The sequence below is a fragment of the Paraburkholderia sp. Ac-20347 genome, assembly GCF_017104805.1.
Lineage (GTDB): Bacteria > Pseudomonadota > Gammaproteobacteria > Burkholderiales > Burkholderiaceae > Paraburkholderia > Paraburkholderia tropica.
The window spans coordinates 1-1,887 of the sequence record NZ_JAAGPN010000539.1; the positions used below are offsets into that span (position 1 = coordinate 1).

Genomic DNA, 1,887 nt, shown 5'->3' on the forward strand with positions numbered 1-1,887 from the left:
AGCGGCGGCGCGCGCGAGCGCCGCGCCGAGGCGCGAGACGTCGCGGATCGCATGCGCGCCGCCTTGCAGATGCGGCAGCACGAAGCGCGTGACGAGCGCGGCGGTCACGAGCCCGGCGATCGAATACGCGCCCAGTTGCACGAGGCCCGGAAAGCCCGAAAACAGCATCGACGCGAAACCGCACACGGAGGTCAGCACGCCGAGGCGGATCGTCGGCCACCAGTTCGCAATCCACGCGCGCAGGGCGGCGGCGCGCTGCGCCTGCGTCGATGCCGATGTCGACGAAGATGCCGATGACTGCACGAACAGATAGATCGAATAATCGACCGCCTCGCCGATCAGCGTGGTGCCGAAGCCGAGCGTGATGCCCTGCACGGTGCCGAACGCGAGGCTCACGGCCGCGATGCCCGCCGCCACGCCCGAAAGCACCGGCAGCAGGCCGAGCACGAGCGTGCGCGGCGAGCGATAGAGCGTGAGCAGCAGCGCGACGATCAGCACGAGGCTCAGCGCCGAAATGCGCTCGACGTCATGGCGAATCGCGTCGCGCGTCTGCACCGAGAACACGCCGGGACCGGTCATCAGCAGGCGATACGCGTCGGCGTGAGCGCCGTCCGGCAGCGTGCGCGTGGCGGCGTCGAAGGCGCGCTGCACGGCGTCGATCGCGCGCGCCTGGGCGTCGGTGTTCGAGCCCGAGGCGGCGGTCTGCGCGACCAGTACGGCGCGCGCGCCGTCACGCGAGGCCCAGACGCCGTCGCGCGTCGAGGGCTGCGCGGCGCTGTCGAGCTGATCGACGAGCGCGGCCACTTCGCCGGTCGGATCGTGCGGCAGCAAATCCTTCGCCACGAGTCCCGCCGACGAGCTGAGCAGATCGAGACTCTCGCCGAGCGCGTCGTGCAGGCCCGCCACGCTGAAACGCTGCGGCGTGACCGCCGGACTCAGCGCATAACGATGCGCGTAGACGAACTGCTGGTCGCGCGCATCGTTGACGGCCTCGCCGTTATGGACCGCCGCGAATTGCGGATCGGCGCGCAGCGTCGTGCCCATCGCGCGCGAAAGCCGCGCGCGCGACGACGCATCGCCGCCTTCGATGCCGACGAGAATCAGCCGCGAAACCAGCCCGTCGCGCAGTTGCTCGATCAGCACGCGCTGACCCGCGCTCGGCGCGCGCGGCAGGAAGGCGGAGAGGTCGGTGTTGAACTGCGCGCGCGCGATGGCCACGGCGCAGCCGAGCAGAAACAGCAGCCACAGCAGGACGGCGGGCTGCGCGAATCCGGCACTGCGGGCGGAACCTGGCGCGGGGTCGGGGCGGGTGCGGTGGTCCATCGGCGCGTCCCTTATGTCTTGTTGGTGTTGTTCGTGTGGACAGGGCGATGCCGGGCGCTCAGCCCGACGTGGACGCCGAACCCTTCGCCGCCGTGGCCGCCGTCGCGGCGAGCGGATGCAGCTTCATCAGCGAATGATCGCCGCCCGCCTGCTGGATCGCCACGCTGCGCAGCTCGCCGCGCGAACCTTCGAGCGTGATCGTGTCGACGACCTTGCGCATGCGCGAATCGAGCGGCGTGAGCGTGAGCGTCCAGTCGTCGCCGTGACCGGCGAGCGCGACCTTGTAGGTCTGTTCGAGGGCGTAGCGATTGCCCGTCAGCGTCGCGCGGATGCTCTCGATGAACGCGCCCACTTCCGGATAGTGCGCGAGCGCGAGCGTGTATTTGCGGTTGTTGCGATCGACCGTGAGCATGTCGCCGTCGACGACGAGATGCTCGGGCTTCGGGCTCAGCGTGTTCTTCTCCAGATGATCGGGCGCGGCGAACGCCAGTTCACCCGACGATTCGACGGGCTCCGCGGCGATCGCGAGCCAGCGCGTTTCGGTGAAGGCCGCGCGGCCGGTCT

Annotated in this window: 2 protein-coding genes; both read right to left on the reverse strand. The window is 70.1% G+C overall.

All coding sequences use genetic code 11. From position 1 onward, the window contains the following. The coding region (locus G3N97_RS38465; protein WP_205997949.1) for an MMPL family transporter at positions 1 to 1,323 on the reverse strand (1,323 nt) is incomplete at its 3' end. A gap of 58 nt (positions 1,324 to 1,381) precedes the next feature. Further along, positions 1,382 to 1,887, reverse strand: a 506-nt coding sequence (locus tag G3N97_RS38470) for a LolA-related protein (protein WP_205997950.1), incomplete at its 5' end; no start/stop codon positions are given.